This window comes from Kitasatospora sp. NPDC059571, assembly GCF_042735675.1.
GTDB lineage: Bacteria > Actinomycetota > Actinomycetes > Streptomycetales > Streptomycetaceae > Kitasatospora.
This window is the reverse complement of the sequence record NZ_JBHWBW010000441.1, coordinates 1-2909: the sequence shown is the minus strand read 5'-3', so window position 1 is coordinate 2909 and position 2909 is coordinate 1. Positions and strand designations below refer to the sequence as shown.

The window sequence follows — 2909 nt, the reverse complement described above, 5'->3', positions numbered from 1 at the left end:
CGCGCGTTCGACCGAGGGTGAGTGCGGGCGTGGGAGCGCGCCACCCAGAGGGAGTGTGCGCGCGCGCCGGGGTGCGGGCTCCCACCCCCGGGGGCGCCCCACCCCCCCCGGCACGTCCCGGGCCCCGCCATTGATTGCCATGTACCGGTAAATGCCCTTCACGTCTGCTCCACGTGCGTTCGACACGTTCTCGAGCGGGCGGGCGCACGCTCCGAGACCGAGGCGCAGTCGGCCGCATCGAGGACCAGGGGGAACAGCCGTGTCGGAACAGCACAACTTCGCCGAGCTCGTGCGGTCTCGGACGGCCGAACTGGCCTCCAGAACGGCGTACGTCTTCCTCGGCGACACCCGTGACGGGCTGGAACCGCGGCGCCTGTCCTACGGCGAGCTCGACCGCTCGGCCCGCACCATCGCGGCCTGGCTCCAGCAGCACTGCGCCCCCGGCGAGCCGGTGCTCGTGCTGCAGTCCGCCGGCCACCACTTCATCAGCAGCTTCCTCGGCTGCCTGTACGCCGGCGTGGTCGCCGTCCCGGCCCCGCCGCCCGGCGGCGGCCGCCACCACACCGAGCGCGCGGTCGCCATCGTCAAGGACGCCGGCACCACCGTGGTGCTCACCGACTCCGCGCACGCGCCGGACGTCTCGCTGCGGCTGGCCGAGGCCGGGCACGCGGAGGTCCGCTGCCTGGCCACCGACCGGATCGTCCAGGCCGACCCGGACGACTGGCGGATGCCGCGGATCGCCCCGGACGCACTGGCCTTCCTGCAGTACACCTCCGGCTCCACCAGCGAGCCCAAGGGCGTCATGGTCGGCCACGACAACCTGCTCGCCAACCAGGCCGCGATCCGGCGCGCGATGCGCACCGACGGCGACTCGGTGGTCGGCGGCTGGCTGCCGTTCCACCACGACATGGGCCTGGTCGGCCACCTGCTGCACCCGCTCTGGCTCGGCGCCACCGGCGTGCTGATGTCGCCGAGCGCGTTCGTCCGGCGCCCCGTCAACTGGCTGCGGATGATCGACGACTACGGCATCACCACCGGCGGCGGCCCCAACTTCGGCTACGAGCTCTGCCTGCGCCGGGTCACCGACGAGCAGATCGCGGAGCTCGACCTGTCGCGCTGGGCCACCGCGGTCAACGGCGCCGAGCCGGTGCGGGCCGAGACGATGCGCGGCTTCGCCGAGCGGTTCGCACCCGCCGGCCTGCGCCCCGAGGCGCTGTACCCGTGCTACGGCATGGCCGAGGCGACCCTGTTCGTCACCGGCGGCACCCACGGCACCCGGGCCGCCGAGCGGACGGTCGACGCCGAGGAGCTCGCCGCGCACCGGATCGCCGAGCCCGTCGAGGGCCGGGCCGCCCGCACCCTGGTCTCCTCCGGCCGCCCCGCCGACACCGATGTGCGGATCGTCGACCCGGAGAGCCTGCAGAGCCTGCCCGACGGCACCGTCGGCGAGATCTGGATCCGCGGCGCGAGCGTCGCCCGCGGCTACTGGCGCCGCCCCGGCCAGGACGCCCAGGCGTTCCGCGCCGCCACCACCGGCGGCGCGCGCGGCGCCCGCGAGGCGGGCTTCCTGCGCACCGGCGACCTCGGCACCCTGATCGACGGCGAGCTGTACGTGACCGGGCGGCTCAAGGAGATCGTCATCATGTCCGGCCGCAACCTCTACCCGCAGGACATCGAGCGCACCGTGCAGCGGGTCAGCCTGCTGTTCGGCTCCGGCGCGGCCTTCTCCGTGGACACCGGGCGGGAGCAGGTGGTGCTCGTCCAGGAGGTCCGGATGGGCACCCGCGGCGAGGTCGACCTGGAGGCGCTCGCCGCCGAGGTTCAGCAGTGCATCTCGGCGGAGTTCGGGGTGGCCGCCGGCAACGTCGTCCTGGTCCGCCCCGGCACCGTCCGGCGCACCACCAGCGGCAAGATGCAGCGCGGGGTGATGCGCAAGCTCTTCCTGAACGGCGAGATCCGCCCGCTGCACCAGGTCCTCGACCCGGACCTGTCCGAGCTGGTGCCGGCCGTGCACGTCCCCGACACGGTGGCCGCCGCCGCGGCCCTGGCCGAGGGCGAGTGGTTGCGGTGATGACCACCGAGGGCCCCGCCCTCACCCTGCCCGCCGCGCCGCCGCGCCACCCGGCCTGGGAGCTCGGCGCCCGGCTGGACGCCGCGCTCGGCGACCCGGCCGACCCGGCCACCGCGGCCGGCTACCGGGAGGCCGTCCGCGCCGATCACGCCGAGGAGTTCCCCGCCGACGCCTGCGCGGCGCTGCGGCACTGGGGACTGGCCGACTACTACGTGCCCGCCGAGCACGGCGGCGCGCTCACCTCGTACGACCAGCTCCAGCAGCTGATCCGCACGGTCGCCCGGCGCGACCTCACCGCGGCGATCGGGCACGGCAAGACCTTCCTCGGCACGGTCTGCGTCTGGGTCGGCGCCGATCCGGCGCTGGCCCGGCGGGTCGGCGCGCTGGTGCGCGGCGGCGAGCTGGTCTCGCTCGGCCTGACCGAGCGCACCCACGGCAGCGACCTGATGGCCGGCGAGGTCGCGGCGGACCGCGACGGCGACGGCTACCGGCTGACCGGCGAGAAGTGGCTGATCAACAACGCCACCCGCGGCCGGCTGCTCTGCCTGCTCGCCCGCACCGCCCCCGAGGGCGGGCCGCGCGGCTTCACCGTGCTGCTGGTCGACAAGGAGCACCTGCCCGGCGCGGCGTACCGCTGCCTGCCGAAGGTCCGCACCCACGGCATCCGCGGCGCCGACATCAGCGGCATCGCCTACCGGGACGCCCCGGTCGGCGCCGACGCCGTGGTCGGCGCCGAGGGCGGCGGCCCCCCAAACCGCCAACAAGCCCAGCAGAAAAAACCCCCCCCCTGGCCCCCCCCCGGCCCCGCCGGCGCGGGGGCCCCCCCGCGCGCGCTGCT

General features: G+C 75.5%; 2 protein-coding genes. Both read left to right on the top strand.

Annotated features, from left to right (window positions below):
• Window positions 1–259: 259 nt before the first annotated feature.
• The gene (locus tag ACFV0G_RS32260; RefSeq protein WP_380555679.1) at window positions 260–2071 is read left to right on the top strand and encodes a fatty acyl-AMP ligase; all 1812 of its coding nucleotides are present in this window, start codon (window positions 260–262) and stop codon (window positions 2069–2071) included.
• Window positions 2071–2909, top strand: an 839-nt coding sequence (locus ACFV0G_RS32255) for an acyl-CoA dehydrogenase family protein (protein ID WP_380555677.1), incomplete at its 3' end; no start/stop codon positions are given. The genes ACFV0G_RS32260 and ACFV0G_RS32255, both read left to right, overlap by 1 nt.